Origin of the sequence: Fischerella sp. JS2, from assembly GCF_032393985.1 — a bacterium.
In the GTDB taxonomy this organism is placed as follows: Bacteria; Cyanobacteriota; Cyanobacteriia; order Cyanobacteriales; family Nostocaceae; genus Fischerella.
Window position 1 is genome coordinate 3,319,663 of record NZ_CP135918.1, and the last position, 18,337, is coordinate 3,337,999.

Genomic DNA, 18,337 nt, shown 5'->3' on the forward strand with positions numbered 1-18,337 from the left:
AACTCTTGGGATAAATCTAATCAGTCGCCCACCAACAAACCACATATAGCAAGAATCTAAAAAATAAATCAATTACCAAACCAATCAATCCAATGACAATCAAACTAGCAAAAATTTCTTCAGTTTTGAGAAACCTTTGAGCAACACTAATACGACGACCTAAACCTTCTGTCGCTGCTATTAACTCAGAAACAATAACTAAATTCCAAGCCCCTGCTATATTGACGCGACAGGCATCAATGATGCTGGGAAGAACAGATGGAAAGATGACTTGCAGTAAAACTTGTCTATTTTTTGCACCTAAAGTATAAGCACTTTCCAATAAATCTTTAGGTACAAATTTCACAGCATCCATTACCATGAGTGTATTAAAAAATATGCCACCAAGAAAAATGAGCATGATTTTTGACGTTTCTTCCACACCAAAATACAAAATTAGTAAGGGAATAAACGCTGGAGCAGGCATATAACGCACAATACCAATTATAGGTTCAAGTAACGCTCGAATACTGGCGAAAGCCCCCATCAACAATCCTAATGGGATGGAAACAACAGCCACCAGTAAAAATCCAATCGATACTCGAAACAAGCTAAAGGTAGTATCTGTTTGCAAATCCCCACTTGCTAAAAGTCTTTGAAATGCACCCAAAACTTGACTAGGAGAAGGCAGAAATAGTGGTGAAACCAAACCAGTGCTAGTGATCATCCACCAAAGTAGAAAAGGAACAGTGATGGACAAAAACATTAACGTCCACGCCAGATTTTGCGGAATATCCTCAGCAATGCGCCAAAAAATAGATCCTGGCAACATTTTTTGAGGATGTCTAGAATAGAATACTTTTAAATCTTCAGCATTTTGGCTATGATTTTTTCTTGGCAGCATAGGCCTTGACAAAGCGATCATCAAATAATTTGCTTAAATCAGGTGCTTGTTTTGCTAGACCAGTTTTAATGAGAAAATTGCTAATTTCTCCAGCAGCATACTGTAGTGATGTCATGTCTTGACCGGGGCGAAATGCTTTCAAATTCTCGGATAGTCCTAACAGGGTCACACCTGTTGAGAACTTCTTATATTCCGAAACTGAAACTCCAGCACGTTTCGCCATAATTTCATAGGACTTTTGAGAATTAGCTTCAATGAAATCTAAGGTTGCAAACCAACTATTTACCAAAGCTTGAACATCTTGAGGACGTTCGTTAAGTGTTTTGCGACTAACAACTAAATGATCGGAAATTGCACCAGGAAAATCTTTAGAACTGAATAATTCTTTGCTGCCAGGACGAGATAAAGCCTTTGTAGTAAAAGGTGCAAATACTCCAACAGCATCTACTTGTCCTGCTACAAAAGCAGCAGCAGCAGCACCTGTTTCTAGTGGTCGAAATTGAATATCTGCTTGAGTTAAACCTGCTTTTGTTAATCCCAGAAGTAGTAGAAAGTGGTCAACGGTTCCTTCTTCTGCTGCAACTTTTTTACCTTTGAGATCAGCGATACTATTAATTCCTTCACGGACAATAACTTTGTCACTACCAGTTGAGTTGTCGATGGTTAGAACAACAATTTGATCTGAGCCAGCTGCAACCGAACTGATCACATCGTTTAACGTTTGTCCGTTCGCGTCCAGTTGACCTGCTCTCAAAGCATTAATTGAGTCTAAATAAGCATCAAACCACTTCAAATCTACATTGACTTTATTTGCTTCAAACAGCTTTTGTTCTTTAGCTACTTCCCAAGGAAAGAACCCAGCCCAAATATTTAAACCTAATTTCATGGGAGTAGTGGCTACAGGTGTTGCAGTGTTCGTGTTTGGTGTAGTGATTTGTCGAGTGCAGCTAACTGTCACAATCAAACTGATTAAAAACACAGCAAATAAAGCTAGTAAAGCGCGTGGTTTCATATAGTTCGTGGAAAGACCAAAAATTGTCACTCAATTAACAGCTTACTCAAATAGTGCGATCATAAGGCGAACAGTTATTGACTCTTTACTAGTTATCAAGGCGAACTAGGCGGATTTCTGTACGTTGATTGCGCCGATCTTCTGCGGGTAATCCTGGTAACGGCGCTTTTGATCCCTTACCTTCAGCAATAATGTTGTGCTTCAAGCCACGCTGACGTAGATATTTCACTACTTCCTCTGCCCTTTGTTGACTTAGCTTTTGATTAGCTTGTACATCACCAACCCGAGAAGTATGACCAATGACTCTTAGTGCAACTGTTTGTTCATTGAAATCTGCAATTTCTTGAGCTAGTTTATTTAGGGTTAGACGAGCTTCATCAGTCAGTAGGGCAGAATCAGTCTTGAATTTGACCTCTCCTCGCAATTGCAAGTTACCAATATTAGGAGCAGTTCCAATTTGGTTCGGGTTTAAATTCGGAATTGAAGCAATCTCCTGACCTTCAAGCTTTTTAGCTAAGTCTGGATTATCAAGACGCACTTCATCAATCAGATTCTTTGTATTTTGTGCAGAGAGAGCGATTAATTCAGATTTGTATAAATTCTCTGAACTAAAGGGAACCTCTTTCCGTTTTCCTGCTAATGTTAGCACTGCCGCAGTTGAGCGAATTTTTTTATTGAGTGTGCCGTCTGTGAGCCATTTTTGGGCTTCTAAAGAGTTGAAAAAATCGATACCTCTGATGGCAATCACTGCTTCGTTAGGGGATAGATTGCTAACAGAGGCTATTTCTGCTTGCAAGCGTGAAGCATCACGTATATTGGCATCCATTTGTTGATAGTAAGCCGATAAAAATTGTTCGACGACCCCAGGCTGAGATTGCACAAGGCGATCACTAGCAACGATCACATCAACAATTGTGCCTGGAGCATCTTTGCTAGATAGAACTACTGTGTACCCTTGTTGCCGAGCCTGACTAACATAAGGTTCCCAAACAACGGCGATCGCAACGTTATCATTCGGGTCTTGCAACAATTTCCAAGCTTCACCTGCATCCGCCACTTTCTTGACTTGGAAATCTGATAGCTTGAAGGCTTCAAATTTGCTACTCAGAACCATTGCTAAATACTCACTGGGAGTATCACCTGCAAAAGCAATACTCAATTGCTGTCCTTTGGCATTTGCTTGTTGAATGAGTTGGGGTAGATCTATTAGCGATTTTAGGTTGGGATATTTTTTCGTATTCAGGACAACTGCATCAGCCCCAACTGTTGTATCAATCAAGCCAACTATTTTTCCCTGAGTTGGATTTACAAGGAACTGGTCGAGTGTCGTCAGGATAAAATCGGCTTTTCCCTGATTCAGGTGTTCTGCCAATTTACCAAAACTCAATTCCTGTTGATAATGTACATTTTCTAATCCAGCTTCTTTGAGTGCTTTTTGAAAAGCCTGACTACGGAAAGTGCTATAGCCACTGAAATCATTGCCCGAAACTATTAATTTCTTTATCGTTTCTGTTTTTGAGTTATTTTTTGTGCTTATTATCGAAGGCAAATATTGATCGAGCAACCAAGTACTGATAAAAACAAAAGATGACAATCCTACTGCCATGCTCAGCACTATTACGAATAAATTCTCTTTTTGTTTCATATAACCCTTGTGCCATACAAGTAATATTAGGCAGAACTGGGTAAGATTTATCTATTAATCTTAAGTGTTAGAATGTATTTTCACTACAAGTTGAGTGTTCGATCAGCAACAATCATACAAGACTAACGCAACTCTTAAGATTTACTTTTTATTAAGAAAATATGACAACTTCGGTATTTTTTTACTGAGAAAAGCCAGGGACTGAATATATGAAGAATCTGTCAAAATGTCACTTTTGATTTACTTATAGTGAGATTACTTGTTATTAAGCAAATTTAACTTTACTTAGAGAAAGTACTTATACCAATTTTGGATTTTAGATTTTGGAAAAAGTTTGTAGACACGTAGACGCTAAAAAAATCAGGGCAATCTTAGAAAATCCAAGAATTACCCTGAGATATAAGAGTTATGGGGTAAACAATAAAGAGTTAATTATTTTTCTCTTAACTCCTCAACAATTACGCAAACGCTGCTGTTTTTACATCGTTGTTTGCCAAAAGTTCTTGCAACTCTTCGGCATCTACAGTTTCCTTCTCAACTAACATTTCTGCAAGTTGATCGAGAATGTGACGGTTTTGTGTCAATACTTGCTTAGCACGGGCATAAGCTGAATCTACTAATTGACGAACTTCTTCATCAATCGCAGCAGCAGTTTCTTCGGAGAAATCACGTTCTGACATGATATCGCGACCCAAGAACATATTGCCTTGCTGGCGACCAAGGGCAACTGGACCGAGTTTATCACTCATACCGAAGCGAGTTACCATTTGACGAGCAACACGTGCTACTTGTTGCAGGTCGTTAGAAGCACCAGTTGTCACTTCTTCTTCACCAAAGATTAATTCTTCAGCAATACGACCACCTAACGCCACTGCCATCTGATTCTCCAGATAGGAACGGCTAAACAAACCGCTATCCATACGGTCTTCGCTGGGGGTAAACCAAGTTAAACCACCAGCACGACCACGGGGAATGATGCTAATTTTTTGCACAGGGTCATAGTCTGGCATCAGCGCCCCAACTAAAGCGTGACCAGCTTCGTGGTATGCTACCAGTGCTTTGCGCTTTTCGCTCATTACCCGGTCTTTCTTTTCTGGCCCTGCCAAAACGCGATCGATCGCATCGTTAATTTCATCCATCGAAATTTCGGTCAGGTTACGGCGTGCAGCCAGAATCGCGGCTTCGTTGAGCAGGTTAGATAAATCCGCACCTGTAAACCCAGGACTGCGACGGGCAATTTTATCTAAGTCCACATCTTTTGCTAGAGTCTTGCCACGGGCGTGAACTTTGAGAATTTCCACACGTCCAGAGTAGTCTGGGCGGTCTACAACTACTTGACGATCAAAGCGACCGGGACGCAATAAGGCTGCGTCCAAAACGTCGGGACGGTTAGTCGCAGCAATAATAATGATGCCGGTGTTACCTTCAAAACCATCCATTTCTGTAAGTAACTGGTTGAGGGTTTGTTCCCGTTCATCGTTACCACCGCCTAAACCTGCACCACGCTGCCGACCCACAGCGTCAATTTCATCGATGAAGACGATGCAAGGTGCATTGGCTTTAGCTTGCTCAAATAAGTCACGGACGCGGGATGCACCCACACCCACAAACATTTCTACGAACTCAGAACCAGAGATGGAGAAGAAAGGGACACCTGCTTCACCTGCTACAGCCCTAGCCAATAAAGTTTTACCAGTTCCGGGAGGACCTACTAGCAACACACCTTTAGGGATTTTGGCTCCAACAGCAGTAAAGCGATCAGCGTTTTTCAAAAAGTCTACGACTTCGTTTAATTCCAGCTTGGCTTGGTCAATACCAGCAACATCCCCGAAAGTAACTTGGGTTTGTGGTTCCATTTGCACTCTGGCTTTAGATTTACCAAAGTTCATAGCTTGGCTACCAGGGCCATTTTGGGCGCGGCGCAACAAGAAGAACAAGCCTACCAAAAGTAATACGGGGAAGAATAAGCTGCTGAGTGCCTTAAACCAGAATCCTTCGTCGGTTTGAGGCAAAACAATAATATCAACGTTTTGTTCGTTAAGTTCGTTAATGAGGTTAGGGTCATTAACCAAAGTCACCAATTTCTTCTTGGAATCGAATTTGGGAGTGACTACAGCTGTAGACCGATCCGCACTAATACTGACTTTCTCTACCTTGCCAGCTCGGACTTCTTGAATAAATTGACTGTATCGCCATGTCTCTCTGCTTTGGGGTTGCTTGTCAAAAAATGCTGTCCCAAGAGCAATGACAACAATAAAAAGCAGTGCGTACAGCCCCGCATTTCTCCACCGTTTATTATTCACTGAGGTCAATCCTCCTAAATTTTTCGTGCGAGGGCATTTTAAGAATTATGTTAACTTATCTTAAGGTATACCAAATTCCACACCTACAATGCTAGTACATGAAAGCAGAAGGCAGAGGCAGTGCCAATGATTTCACCACTAGGCATGAAAAAACCTCACCCCCTCCCCCTCTCCTTACTAAGGAGAGGGGTGGCGTAGCCGGGGTGAGGTTACTTTCAAGGCAGAAGGTAGAAAGTTTAATGTGTTTGTCTCAGCCATTGTGTATTTTGAAGAATTTCTGTATTTGTTGAAAACAAGGATGGTAGGGATTATATTGTAGCGAGCCAGTAGGCTGAATGACGGTGTGGATCGGAACAATTTCAACCACACTGTTGCAATAGGCGATCGCTTGCAATTTTTTGACTAGTTCTGGTGTCCAGGGTTCCTCTCGCACTACCTGCTGCTGTTGTTGCAACAAGTTGAGCAGTTGCGATCGCATTATTCCCGGTAAAATTCCTACGGATAAGGGAGGTGTCCACCAGCAACCATCCCACCACCCGAAAAGATTACCACCTGTTGTTTCTAGCCAATTGCCCAGAGTATCTACTAATATCGCTTCTTGAGTATTTAATTTCTGGGCATCCTTTCTGGCTAACCAAGCACTAAGATAATTTCCAGTTTTGTGATTAGGTAAACTGCGATTGTATTTCAGTGACGCCAAGATAGCTGAAACGCCATGATTTTGTTTTTCTGGTAAATCTTTTGGTAATTCTCTACCAGTAATCCATTCCCGCCCATCGGGAAATACAGATATTCTCAGGACGGGGAAATGCGCCATGATTAATTCTGCACCTTGACGTAATTGCCCAAAATGTGGTATTGACAAATCAAAAACCTGTAAACTAAATTTCAAGCGATCGCAGTGAGCTTGCCAGTTAGTGAATTTATGATCTAACGAGTGATTATATACGCGCAAAGTTGTAAAAACCGTCGCTCCATAAATTAAGCCTGGATCGTCAATCGGTAACTCTAGAGTTTGAGAATAAATTAATTGGCCGTCGTACCAGTAGAGGGACATGGGGAGGTGGGGATTAGGGGCAATGGGGAACTCACCGGCCCCCACGAGCGATTGCCGTAGACGCGCCAGCGACTTAAGGTAAGGGTGGAGTGTGGGGAGTGTGTAGACACGCAAGTGGCTTCCCGTAGGGTGGAGTAAGTATTAAACAACTACTAACCACTAATGTACAGACGCGAGGAACATCGCGTCTGTACCCACTAACAACTAACCACTAACAACTAACCACTAACTACCAACAAATGACAAATGACAATTGACCTAATCTTGCTGAGGTAATTTAATCCTAGTGGAACCGTCAGGATTTTTTATGACTTTTCCTCCTAAAGCTTCTATAGCACTAATTGCTCTTTGGCGAGTTTTTTCGTCAACCTGATTATTTAATACCATCATCCAAGTCGCAATTTGAGCATATTTACTATCAGGATTGCGCTTTAAAAAGTCAGCTGTTTTTTGGGAAAATTCTGCTACCTGTTTACTTTCTCCATCAGTATGGTTACTAGCCCAGTTTGCGGCTTCTTGAAAAGATTGTTTGGCACTGTGAGAATCTCCCAAAAATAATAATTCATCAATGCCCCTATAACGCCACACATAGTAAGATTTGTAGGGAACCCAAGGGGAAAGAGATTTTAAACCATTTTTCATCAATGTTATGGAACGCTCTGGCATAGCAGCATACATAGAAGTACTGGTAGAAAGACTCAAGTAAGCTTCTAAAAATCGCGGATCTCGTTTTAAGATGACTTCAAAATATTCTGGGCTAAGGGCGTAACCTGTTTTCGCGCGAACTTCATCATCACCAAAGTATTGTAAAAAATCTAGATATATCCAGTTGGCTATTAAGTTATTGTAGCCAAAACTCGGCATTTGTTTGAGCAAATTCAGTCGCAGTTTTTCTTTGTTTATTTCTCTTTCTAAAGTTTCTAATGGAGTAGTTTTATGAGTAGAGATCAGTTGCTGCATATGTGGAAATTGCAACAAACTAACTCCAAAAATACCCAGACAAGCTGTGAAAAAAGTACCTATAGTTTGACGAGAGAAAACTAGCATTACTACTTAATTAGCAAATAAGCATCAGACCATAGATATATAGTTCCCTGTTTTCTGAGAAAGTAACAGTGTTCATTGACTTGAAAATAGGGAACGGAGATTAACTTAACAGCAAAGTCATGATCCATCTGTGTTTATCTATGTGCATCAGTGTACCCTGCCTTAAGCCGCTTACGCGTCTACGTTTTTGAAATTTAAGCTCATTTTCTCCTCGTGTCTGGAAGATTTTGGGGTAATTGCTAAGAGTGTAATACCATATTTTGTATATCTAGAATTTATATTTAATATTTATTTAAATCATTGAAAAAATAAATTATATTAATATATACTTTGGTAGATATTTTCTCTATTAGAGTTAAGCTAAATTTTGTTAACAAAGTTAATTGACCAGATTTCATTCTTTTATTGGTCTAAGTACTCCCATTGTGTTATTACTTTGAATATTAACAAGGTAATATCGCTAGATTCGGCTTTGAAGTTGAGTATTATTTCCAGCCCTGTCAAGTACGGGTAATTATAACTTTTTAAACCAGTAGCAAGGTTCTAGATAGATGCTAAAAAACAGCGAACTGAAGATCAATCAGGGCTGTAATCTGAAGTGGAAGCTAGGAGATAGACAAAGAAAGTTTTCCACTATAAAAGTCCTGCTAGTTCTAGCAGCAGGAGAGCAGCTATAAATCAAAAAATTAATATTTTTATCGCCAATAAAATTGGCATTAATACCGTGTTGTTTTCAAAGGCAATAGGAAAATAATACATCCTTATTAAGGAATAGATGTAGTTTTCTTGTGGTTTTTATTTGAATACGACTAGGTATTTAATTAAGTTTTATAGGCTATCTATGTCTATATGTATGTAATTAGAGAATTGATAAAGATAGCTTATAAGATTTAACTTTTTATTGTTGATTAATATCCAAAACATATCAGTAATAGAGAGTAATATTCCTACTGATATGTTGTTGTAAATTGCTTGTGACCTAAAGTGGAAAAGCAATTAGATTCAACATGGATATTGATCAAATTGACTCAAAACATTCAGTATAAAGGACAAAATCGATGGGTATTCCGCAGGCAAGTTTTACAGCTACTGAAACAGTATTTCATGTGTCTGGCTACGAAAAAATAGAGTTTAGCCTGGTTTATATCAATGGGGCATTTAATATAAAAAACGCAGAAATTGCTGATAGCTATCAGAAGTTTGGGCGTTGTTTAGCTGTAGTAGATGCTAATGTCTATCGTCTGTATGGAGAGCAAATTAAGTCATATTTTCGTTATTACGACATAGACTTAACTGTGTTTCCAATCACTATTAATGAAACTGCCAAAACTATGGCAACTTTTGAGCAAATAGTTGATGCTTTTGCTGATTTTGGCTTAATTCGTAAAGAACCTGTTTTAGTAATTGGTGGTGGTTTAGTGACTGATGTAGTGGGTTTTGCTTGTGCTGCTTACCGTCGCAGTACTAACTATATTCGCATTCCCACGACTTTGATTGGTCTGATAGATGCTGGTATTGCCATTAAAGTCGCAGTCAATCATAAAAAGCTGAAAAATCGTCTGGGTGCTTACCATGCACCGCAGAAAGTCATTCTAGATTTTTCCTTCCTCAAGACACTACCAACTGCCCAAGTCCGCAATGGAATGGCAGAACTAGTGAAAATTGCGGTGGTGGCGAATGCAGAGGTATTTGACTTGCTGTATGAGTATGGAGAAGACTTGCTACATACACACTTTGGCTATCTCAACGGTACGCCAGAACTGCAACATATCGCTCACAAAGTGAACTACGAAGCTATAAAAACCATGCTGGAGTTAGAGACTCCCAACTTGCATGAATTAGACCTTGATCGCGTTATTGCTTATGGGCATACTTGGAGTCCAACTCTAGAATTAGCTCCACGCATTCCCCTGTATCATGGTCATGCTGTTAATATCGATATGGCGTTATCAGCAACGATTGCCGAACGACGGGGATATATTACTGTAGCGGAACGCGATCGCATCCTTGAGTTGATGAGTCGTCTAGGTTTAGCCCTTGATCATCCCCTGTTAGATAGTGATTTGTTATGGCGCGCTACCCAATCGATTACCCAAACAAGAGACGGTAAACAACGGGCCGCCATGCCTAGATCAATTGGTGAGTGTTTCTTTGTCAACGACCTGACCCGTGAAGAATTGAATCAAGCTTTGATTGCCCATAAGGATTTATGTGCAGCATATCCCCGGAGTGGAGACGGTATTGATGCCTACATCAGTACAGAAAAATCTACGATGGTAGGAGTGTAAAACCGTGACTAGCGTTGTTGATAAAAACACGGCAAGACCCGTCACTCCCCACGGTATCTTGGTGGAACAATTGCAAAAAACCCTTGCTTTGGCAGAATCAGCAAATACTCCTGAACAGGTTGTAACTGCATTGCGACAGGCATATCAATTAGCAGTAGGTTTAGATCCTTACATAAGTGACCATACTACTCCTGAATCTGAGGCCTTGGCTACACTGGTGCAGCAAACCAGCAGCGAAGACTGGACACGACGTTTTACTGATGGCGAAACAGTGCGTCAACTAGAACAGGAAATGCTTTCTGGACACGTTGAGGGACAGACATTAAAGATGTTTGTTCACATGACCAAGGCGAAAAATGTTCTAGAAGTGGGAATGTTCACAGGATATTCTGCCTTAGCAATGGCAGAAGCATTACCTGATGATGGGCGAGTAGTAGCCTGTGAAGTAGACCCTTATGTCGCTAGCTTTGCTCAAAATTGCTTCCAGAACTCACCCCACGGTCATAAAATCACTGTGGAAGTAGCACCTGCTTTAGAAACCCTGCAAAAACTTGCAGCAGCAGGTGAATCATTTGATTTGATATTCATCGATTCTGACAAGAAAGAATATGTGCAGTATTTCCAGATCATCTTGGATCACAACTTACTTGCATCCGACGGTATCATCTGTGTAGATAACACTTTAATGCAGGGGCAGGTTTACTTACCACCAGAACAACGTACAGCTAATGGAGAAGCGATCGCTTTTTTCAATCGTATTGTTGCTGACGATTCCCGTGTAGAACAAGTTATACTACCGCTTCGCGATGGTGTGACTCTGATTCGCCTATCGTTGTTTTGAGGAGGATAGTATAGGTTTTGCCTTGGTCTTTTTTGAAGGCGAACACTGATACACACTGATGCACACAGATGGGTCTTGGTGTTGGTTAGAGGATGAACCACCTCCAGATTCATCTGTGGAACAATCTCAAATCTCGAATCTCAAATCGCATGACACAATCAATTCCTCTTACTTCTCCTGGGCAAACAACCCAGTCAGTTTCGCTTGGACATCGCATATCTGCATTGTTGAAAAATTTAGGTACTCTTGCACTGCTATTGTTGGTATTGCCAATCAATGCTGGGATTGTTTTGGTGTCGCTGCTATTGGGTAATCAACCAAAAGCGATCGCCACAAAACCCAAAAATATCTTGATTAGTGGCGGTAAAATGACTAAGGCATTGCAACTTGCCCGTTCTTTTCACGCTGCTGGTCATCGAGTAGTTTTACTAGAAACTCACAAATACTGGTTAACTGGACATCGCTTTTCTAAAGCAGTAAGTCGCTTTTACACTGTACCGACACCCCAAGATCATCCCGAAGCATACACCCAAGCGTTATTAGACATCGTGATCAAAGAGAGTATCGATGTCTATGTACCTGTGTGTAGTCCGGTTGCTAGTTACTACGACTCCTTAGCAAAACCCACACTGTCGAAGTACTGTGAAGTTTTTCACTGCGACGCAGATGTCACCCAAATGTTGGATGATAAATACGCCTTTGCCCAGAAAGCATATAGTTTAGGTTTATCTGTTCCCAAATCCTACAAAATCAGCGACCCTGAACAAGTTCTTAACTTCGACTTTTCCCAAGAAAAGCGTCCATACATCCTCAAAAGCATTCCCTACGACTCGGTTCGTCGCTTAGACTTAACTAAGCTTCCTTGTGAGACTCCCCAAGCAACAGCAGATTTTGTCACAAGCTTACCCATCAGTCCGCAAAAGCCGTGGATTATGCAAGAATTCATCCCCGGAAAAGAATATTGCACCCACAGTACTGTCCGCAATGGCGAGTTAAGAATGCACTGCTGTTGTGAATCTTCAGCATTCCAAGTCAACTATGAGAATGTCGATCATCCCCAAATTTTGGAATGGGTGCGACATTTCGTCAAAGCACTGGGAATCACGGGACAAGTATCTTTTGACTTTATTCAAGCAGAAGATGGTACAGTCTACGCTATTGAATGTAATCCGCGTACTCATTCAGCCATCACCATGTTTTATAATCATCCTGGTGTGGCAGATGCGTATCTCAGCGAAACTCCGCAAGTAGAACCAATCCAACCCCTTGCTAACAGTAAGCCTACCTACTGGACTTATCACGAAATCTGGCGATTGACAGGAATTCGTTCTTTTTCACAGTTGCGAACCTGGTTAAGAAATTTTTGGCATGGTAAAGATGCTATTTACAGCTTCCATGATCCTCTACCTTTTTTAACAGTTCATCACTGCCAAATTCCCTTACTATTATTGCAAAATTTGCAAAAGCTGAAAGGTTGGATCAGGATAGATTTTAATATTGGAAAATTGGTCGAATTTGGCGGTGATTAAATTTAGATGGATTAGGGACTCTTAAGCTTATTGTTCAGTTGCTAACTAAAGCAATTTTTTCTCTTATGAATAAGATGCAAAATCTTCCGATTTCTATTTTAGAAAACATAAGATTACGGTTTTTGCAAGATGATGAAAAAACATTTTCGAGTTCTGAAACAGAACTACCTCTAGTTATAGAGCCAGTCAATGAAAAATCTTTCACAGTTCTAAAAGCGCTACTCAATGAAAGTTGCGACTGGTTCAATAAACAGCTAGATACATACGGAGCTATTTTGTTTCGGGGATTTGAAGTTGAGGATGCAGAGCAATTTCAAAAAGTTTTAGAGCTACTGAATATTGAACTGGAGTCGTTTTATCACTTTGGTAGCGCGCATCGTGTACGAATCACTGATAAAGTTTTTACCTCTTCTGAAGCTCCACCAGATACGATTATTGCTCCCCATAATGAACTCAATATGGTACCAGTAAGACCCAGTGTACTTGCTTTTTTTTGCCAAGTTCAGCCCGAGCTATATGGGGAAACTCCTATCATAAATACGGCAAAGTTATTTAATAGCTTATCTCCCAGCTTAAAACACAAAATTAGTAACTTTCCTCAACGATTTGTGCGATATGTTCCTCACCATTTATTGAAGATTGTCTTCGAGGAACTCTCACCAGAGGAGATTACTAAACTTCTTCAGAAACAAGGATTTGATTTTAAATGGGAAGAGGATGGCTCTATTAATTTTGAGTGTTCTTATATTCCCTTATTCACTCACCCGAGAACTGGTAGGCTGTGCTTTTGCCTTAGCATTGTTGATTGTTTAGTAAGTAGAGAATGGTACCGAAACATCGGGCAAAGGTATTCATTTGGGCAAAGACTCTATTACAATTGGCTACCAGCAAAATTGTACAAAAGAATTCAGCAAGGATTAACAACAGCAGCGACTGTTGTCGATGGTTCGCAAAAGCAAACTAGTACCCTGAATACATATTTTTTGAATGAGCATAATCAATACACAACAATGACGGCAGCAGAAGCGAAAGAATTGGGCGAAGCTGAATGGAAAAATGCAGCTATTTTTCAGTGGAAGCAAGGCGATATTCTCGTTATAGATAATCTACAAGTTGCTCATAGTAGACTCAATACTAAACTTCAACGCAAAATCCTCACTGCTTTCGGAAATATGTGTAACATTCATGATTTGAAACCAGCTTGATTAACAAGTGGTTGAAATATTTAAGTAGAATAATTACATAGGTAATTAAATATGAATGAGTTAATTAATACGAAAACACAACTTTCTACCTCAGAACTTAAAGAATATTGGGAGAAACAGTTAGCAGGGGAATTACCTTTTCTTCAGTTACCCACAACTTTACCGCGTTCTTCTATAAAAAAATATGCTTGCTCTTCCTATACTTTGATAATCGAAAATAGACTAACTGAATTACTAATAGAACTGGCGAAGCGTGAGAGTATTAGCCTTGAAAATCTTCTTTTAGCAGCATTTAAAGTTTTACTTTACCGTTATACAAATGAAACAGATATTCTTGTTGCTTTGCTAATAAATCAGCAAGATAGACATGAATTTGAAAAAGTTGCTAGCCAATTTACTAATATAGTGATATCACGGGATTTTATTTCCGAAAGTATTTCATTTAAAAACTTTCTGCATCAAGTTAGTCATACTGTTTTAGAGATCAGGAATTATCAAGATTATCCGTTTACTTTGTTGGTAAAGGAATTACAGTCAAAGTTCAATACAAGTAATTCATCTATTTGTCAAGCTTCATTTACTTTCCAGAATGGAAATCTACAGGAAAATATATCAAATTTCTTCGAGCCAGTAGTCAAAAAACAGTCAAGAAACTGTGATCAAATCGAACTAGAATTTGATTTCAGCTTGCAAGTTATCCAGCTTTCTGAATCATTGCAGAGTTGTTTTCAGTACAACAGCAATTTGTTAGATGAAACAACAGTTGCTCAGATAAGCAGATATTTTCAGAATTTACTGGAAAGTATTGTATCAAATCCAGAACAGCCAGTAGCTCAGTTACCGTTGCTGAGTGAGAGGGAACGAGAAAAAATACTGGTTGAATGGAATGCTACTCAGACCGATTATGACCTTACGATCTGTCTCCACCAATTAATTGAAGCACAGGTAGAGCGAAAACCAGATGCGATCGCAGTCTCTTTTGCAGGGGAACAGCTTACCTATCGTGAACTGAATCAGCGTGCAAATCAACTAGCGCACTATTTACAAACACTCGGAGTTAAACCAGAAGTATTAGTGGGTATTTGCATTGAACGTTCTTTAGAAATGCTAGTGGGACTTTTGGGTATCCTGAAAGCTGGCGCAGCTTACCTGCCTTTAGATCCAGCTTATCCACAAGAACGTTTGGAGTTAATTTTATCTGATTCTCAGGTGTCGGTGTTGTTGACTGATAATCAAAAGTTATTTACTGATCAGGAACATAGAAAAATAGTATGTTTACGTACAAAATACGAAATTATTGCTACCTATAGCAAAGACAATCCAGAACCACGTGCCACCGCCAACAATCTGGCTTATGTTATTTATACCTCCGGCTCAACTGGTAAGCCGAAAGGAGTAGAAATTCCTCACAGCGCTGTGGTCAATTTCTTAAAATCCATGCAGCATCAACCTGGTATCACAGAGTCAGATGTTCTTTTAGCAGTTACTACAGTATCATTTGATATTGCGGCTCTGGAACTATATCTGCCCTTAACTACGGGCGCTCAGGTGATATTAGCTACCAAAAAAATAGCTAGTGATGGTAAGCTACTGAAAGAGTTAATTGATACAGCTGCTGTTACGGTTATGCAAGCCACTCCAGCTAGCTGGCGGATGTTGCTTGCAGCTGGATGGAGTGGTTCTCCTCAATTAAAAATTCTCTGTGGTGGCGAAGCCTTAACCAGTGACTTGGCACAGCGTTTATTAGAAAAAGGTGCTGCTGTATGGAATTTGTACGGGCCAACTGAAACTACGATTTGGTCAACTGTCTGTGAAGTAGACACTACGAAACTATCTCATGCTTTAGTCCCCATTGGTCGTCCCATTGCCAATACACAAATTTATATATTAGATTCCTATCTCCAACCAGTTCCAGTGGGAGTTGTTGGCGAATTGTATATAGGTGGTGTTGGAGTTGCACGCGGTTATCTCAACCGTCCTGAACTCACAGCTGAACGGTTTATAGCTCATCCCTTCTCAGTCGGTTCCCGTGTTTACAGAACAGGAGATTTAGCTCGTTACTTACATGATGGCACGATTGAATACCTTAGTAGAATAGATAATCAAGTAAAAATCCGAGGATTTCGCATCGAACTTGGGGAAATAGAAAACGCTTTATCAGGTCATCCACAAGTGCGAGAAGCGGTTGTAATTACCCGCTCTGATCAATCAGAGGAAAAACAAATAGTAGCTTATTTTACTGCTCAACAGGAACAACCTACCCCGGAAACCCTGCGTGATTTTCTCAGACAGAAGCTACCAGATTACATGATACCAACAGCTTTTGTGATCTTAGATGCCTTACCTTTGACTCCTAGTGGAAAAGTCAATCGTCGCGCTTTGCCAAAGCCAACAGTTTCTAGCTTCTGCCAACACAATGAATTTGTTGCACCGCGCAATGATACCGAAAGGGAATTAGCAAAAATCTGGTCAGAGGTTTTAAACATTCAGCCAGTAGGTGTTAAAGACAACTTTTTTGCAATCGGCGGAAATTCTCTTTTAGCAATCCACTTAATAGCTGCAATTGAGCAGCAGTTTGCTAAAGAATTACCCTTATCAGCAATCCTCACTAATCCTAGCATTGAGGACTTTGCAAACTTTCTTGATACCAGTGCAGATACTTTTAATCACTCTCCCCTAATTCCTATCCAGCCAAAAGGTAACAAGCAACCTTTTTTCTGCGTCCATCCTGCGGGAGGTCATGTTATGTGCTACTTCAAACTAGCGCAATATTTAGGTGCTGACCAACCATTTTATGGCTTGCAAGCACAAGGGTTTCATGAAGAAGAACCTCTCACACGAGTCGAGGATATGGCAAGCGTTTATATCCAAGCTATTCAGAAATTTCAGCCTCAAGGTCCGTACTCTATTGGTGGCTGGTCATTTGGGGGAGTTGTGGCGTATGAAATGGCCCAGCAATTGCACAAACAGGGACATGAAGTTTCTGTGTTAGCAATCCTGGATTCCTATGTTCCTATTCTCTTGGATAAAAACAAAAAAATTGACGGTCCTTATTTGGTTGGCGCTCTTTCTAGGTATTTTGGCGGAATGTTAGGTCAGGATAATCTAGTAACACCTGATGAAATCAAGCACTTGAGTGCTGACGAACAAATTAACTATATCCTTGATAAAGCAATACAAGTCAAGATATTGCCACCATCAAACCAAAGCCAACAAAACCGACGTATTGTTGATGTGTTAGTTGGAACGCTAAAGGCAACTTATTCTTATACAAAACAGCCATATCCAGGAAAAGTCACCGTGTTCAGAGCCAGAGAAAAGCATCTCATGGCTCCCGATCCTACTCTCGTGTGGGTGGAATTATTTTCTATCATGGATGCCGAAGATATAAAAATTATTGATGTTTCTGGTAATCACTACACATGCATTTTAGAACCTCATACCAATTCAAAAAATGTTTGCGACAGATAAGGCATTGAGGATGAAGTCATAACCAGTCAAAGAAGCAGCAATTTGAGGAGTGAGGAGAGCTAGGAGTTGAGCAACCTTGGTTTGCAGATGCTCCAGGTGATCAAATAGCTCCCATTTCAAGTCTTGCTTGAGATATTCCCAAACGCGCTCTATGGGATTCAGTTCAGGAGAATGAGCAGGCTGGAACAAAAGAACAATATTCTCTGGAATTTGTAAACGTTTAGCTTTATGAAATAAGCCGTTATCAACTTGGAGAATGTTAAGTGATTTGGGATAACAGGCAGCGAACTCGTTCAAAAATTGTTGGTAGCATTCGGTATCAACATGAGAAAACTGCCAAAATAAACTTTCCCCAGTAAGTGGTTCAACTGCTCCATATAGCCAGAACGCTTTAAATTGCCACTGCCAATCACCAATAGGCTTAACTCCGGGAAGAGTAATTTTACGTCCTTCAATGGTTTTGAGTCCAAATCGACTCTCATCTTGTACAAAATAACGAATATTTTCGTACTGGGGCAAGATAATGGCACTGTATTGAGCAATTAATTGCAAGTCATCACCGAGTTTTTTTTAAAAGACTCTAGTTTTTCTTCGTCCTGTTTTCGGTTACGCGGACGTGGGACTTTCAGCTTGGCTTTGAGCCTGTAACGTGCCAGATGATGTACAGTTGCGTACTCAGCTTGCACACCCAAGGTTTTTTCTAACCAATGTTGTATTTGTGTGTACCGTTGAAACCCACCTTCTGGTTGTTCGAGTTGTTTTTTCAAACTCGATACAGCCCAATCTGGTATTGCTCTTTTTCGACCTGAACTCGTTCCAAATTCAACAACCGCCTCAATTCCTCCTTCTCGATAATCTGCCAACCATCGATGTACTGTAGCTCGATGTTTTCCCAAGATTTTAGCAATCTCACTTACACTCATTTCTTGCCCTTTAATCAGATATAGGGCTTGTATACGTTCTTTGCTCCGAGACTGTTTTTGATGTCTGAGCAACTTCTCTAGTTCCTCGACACTATCAACTATCTCGATCTGTGTTACCCCTACCATCACATAC

At 40.3% G+C, this 18,337-nt stretch carries 13 protein-coding genes; 5 read left to right on the top strand and 8 right to left on the bottom strand.

What is annotated here, in order from left to right:
• Window positions 1–16: 16 nt before the first annotated feature.
• From RS893_RS13975 to RS893_RS14000, 6 genes are all read right to left on the bottom strand, one after another.
• On the bottom strand, window positions 17–883 hold the full coding sequence (locus RS893_RS13975) for an ABC transporter permease (RefSeq protein WP_315791693.1): 867 nt from the start codon (window positions 881–883) through the stop codon (window positions 17–19).
• Entirely contained in the window at window positions 861–1,895 is a 1,035-nt protein-coding gene (locus RS893_RS13980; RefSeq protein WP_315791694.1) for an ABC transporter substrate-binding protein, read from the bottom strand. Before RS893_RS13980 ends, RS893_RS13975 begins: the two co-directional genes overlap by 23 nt.
• 88 nt (window positions 1,896–1,983) lie before the next feature.
• A complete protein-coding gene (locus RS893_RS13985; RefSeq protein ID WP_315791695.1) occupies window positions 1,984–3,540 on the bottom strand; it encodes a phosphate ABC transporter substrate-binding/OmpA family protein in 1,557 nt (518 codons plus the stop codon).
• A gap of 458 nt (window positions 3,541–3,998) precedes the next feature.
• Entirely contained in the window at window positions 3,999–5,843 is a 1,845-nt protein-coding gene (gene ftsH3 / locus RS893_RS13990) for an ATP-dependent zinc metalloprotease FtsH3 (protein WP_315791696.1), read from the bottom strand.
• A 250-nt stretch (window positions 5,844–6,093) separates the two neighbouring features.
• On the bottom strand, window positions 6,094–6,900 hold the full coding sequence (locus RS893_RS13995) for an aminotransferase class IV (RefSeq protein WP_315791971.1): 807 nt from the start codon (window positions 6,898–6,900) through the stop codon (window positions 6,094–6,096).
• 258 nt (window positions 6,901–7,158) lie between these two features.
• Window positions 7,159–7,947, bottom strand: coding sequence for a hypothetical protein (locus RS893_RS14000; RefSeq protein ID WP_315791697.1), 789 nt, complete (start codon window positions 7,945–7,947; stop codon window positions 7,159–7,161).
• 1,058 nt (window positions 7,948–9,005) lie between these two features.
• Here RS893_RS14000 and RS893_RS14005 point away from each other — a divergent pair.
• The 5 genes from RS893_RS14005 (at window position 9,006) to RS893_RS14025 (ending at window position 17,281) form a co-directional block, all read left to right on the top strand.
• Window positions 9,006–10,235: a sedoheptulose 7-phosphate cyclase gene (locus RS893_RS14005; protein ID WP_315791698.1), complete on the top strand. Its 1,230-nt coding sequence runs from the start codon at window positions 9,006–9,008 to the stop codon at window positions 10,233–10,235.
• 4 nt (window positions 10,236–10,239) lie between these two features.
• Window positions 10,240–11,076, top strand: a complete 837-nt coding sequence (locus RS893_RS14010) for an O-methyltransferase (protein WP_315791699.1) — start codon at window positions 10,240–10,242, stop codon at window positions 11,074–11,076.
• A 149-nt stretch (window positions 11,077–11,225) separates the two neighbouring features.
• Window positions 11,226–12,605, top strand: coding sequence for an ATP-grasp domain-containing protein (locus RS893_RS14015; RefSeq protein WP_315791972.1), 1,380 nt, complete (start codon window positions 11,226–11,228; stop codon window positions 12,603–12,605).
• Between the two features lie 38 nt (window positions 12,606–12,643).
• A complete protein-coding gene (locus RS893_RS14020; protein WP_315791700.1) occupies window positions 12,644–13,810 on the top strand; it encodes a TauD/TfdA family dioxygenase in 1,167 nt (388 codons plus the stop codon).
• 51 nt (window positions 13,811–13,861) lie between these two features.
• Window positions 13,862–17,281, top strand: a complete 3,420-nt coding sequence (locus RS893_RS14025) for an amino acid adenylation domain-containing protein (protein WP_315791701.1) — start codon at window positions 13,862–13,864, stop codon at window positions 17,279–17,281.
• Here RS893_RS14025 and RS893_RS14030 read toward each other — a convergent pair.
• Both RS893_RS14030 and RS893_RS14035 read right to left on the bottom strand, forming a co-directional pair.
• Window positions 17,258–17,833, bottom strand: a complete 576-nt coding sequence (locus RS893_RS14030; RefSeq protein WP_315785248.1) for an IS630 family transposase — start codon at window positions 17,831–17,833, stop codon at window positions 17,258–17,260. The genes RS893_RS14025 and RS893_RS14030 overlap by 24 nt on opposite strands.
• Entirely contained in the window at window positions 17,824–18,330 is a 507-nt protein-coding gene (locus tag RS893_RS14035; RefSeq protein WP_315785251.1) for a helix-turn-helix domain-containing protein, read from the bottom strand. The genes RS893_RS14030 and RS893_RS14035 overlap by 10 nt, the downstream gene beginning before the upstream one ends.
• Between the last annotated feature and the right edge of the window lie 7 nt (window positions 18,331–18,337).

What these genes read in the sequence shown, in the direction of transcription:
- RS893_RS13975 (WP_315791693.1), bottom strand. Translation starts at nt 883, where the DNA reads ATGCTGCCAAGAAAAAATCATAGCCAAAATGCTGAAGATTTAAAAGTA.
- RS893_RS13980 (WP_315791694.1), bottom strand. Translation starts at nt 1,895, where the DNA reads ATGAAACCACGCGCTTTACTAGCTTTATTTGCTGTGTTTTTAATCAGT.
- RS893_RS13985 (WP_315791695.1), bottom strand. Translation starts at nt 3,540, where the DNA reads ATGAAACAAAAAGAGAATTTATTCGTAATAGTGCTGAGCATGGCAGTA.
- RS893_RS13995 (WP_315791971.1), bottom strand. Translation starts at nt 6,900, where the DNA reads ATGTCCCTCTACTGGTACGACGGCCAATTAATTTATTCTCAAACTCTA.
- RS893_RS14000 (WP_315791697.1), bottom strand. Translation starts at nt 7,947, where the DNA reads ATGCTAGTTTTCTCTCGTCAAACTATAGGTACTTTTTTCACAGCTTGT.
- RS893_RS14005 (WP_315791698.1), top strand. Translation starts at nt 9,006, where the DNA reads ATGGGTATTCCGCAGGCAAGTTTTACAGCTACTGAAACAGTATTTCAT.
- RS893_RS14015 (WP_315791972.1), top strand. Translation starts at nt 11,226, where the DNA reads ATGACACAATCAATTCCTCTTACTTCTCCTGGGCAAACAACCCAGTCA.
- RS893_RS14025 (WP_315791701.1), top strand. Translation starts at nt 13,862, where the DNA reads ATGAATGAGTTAATTAATACGAAAACACAACTTTCTACCTCAGAACTT.
- RS893_RS14035 (WP_315785251.1), bottom strand. Translation starts at nt 18,330, where the DNA reads ATGGTAGGGGTAACACAGATCGAGATAGTTGATAGTGTCGAGGAACTA.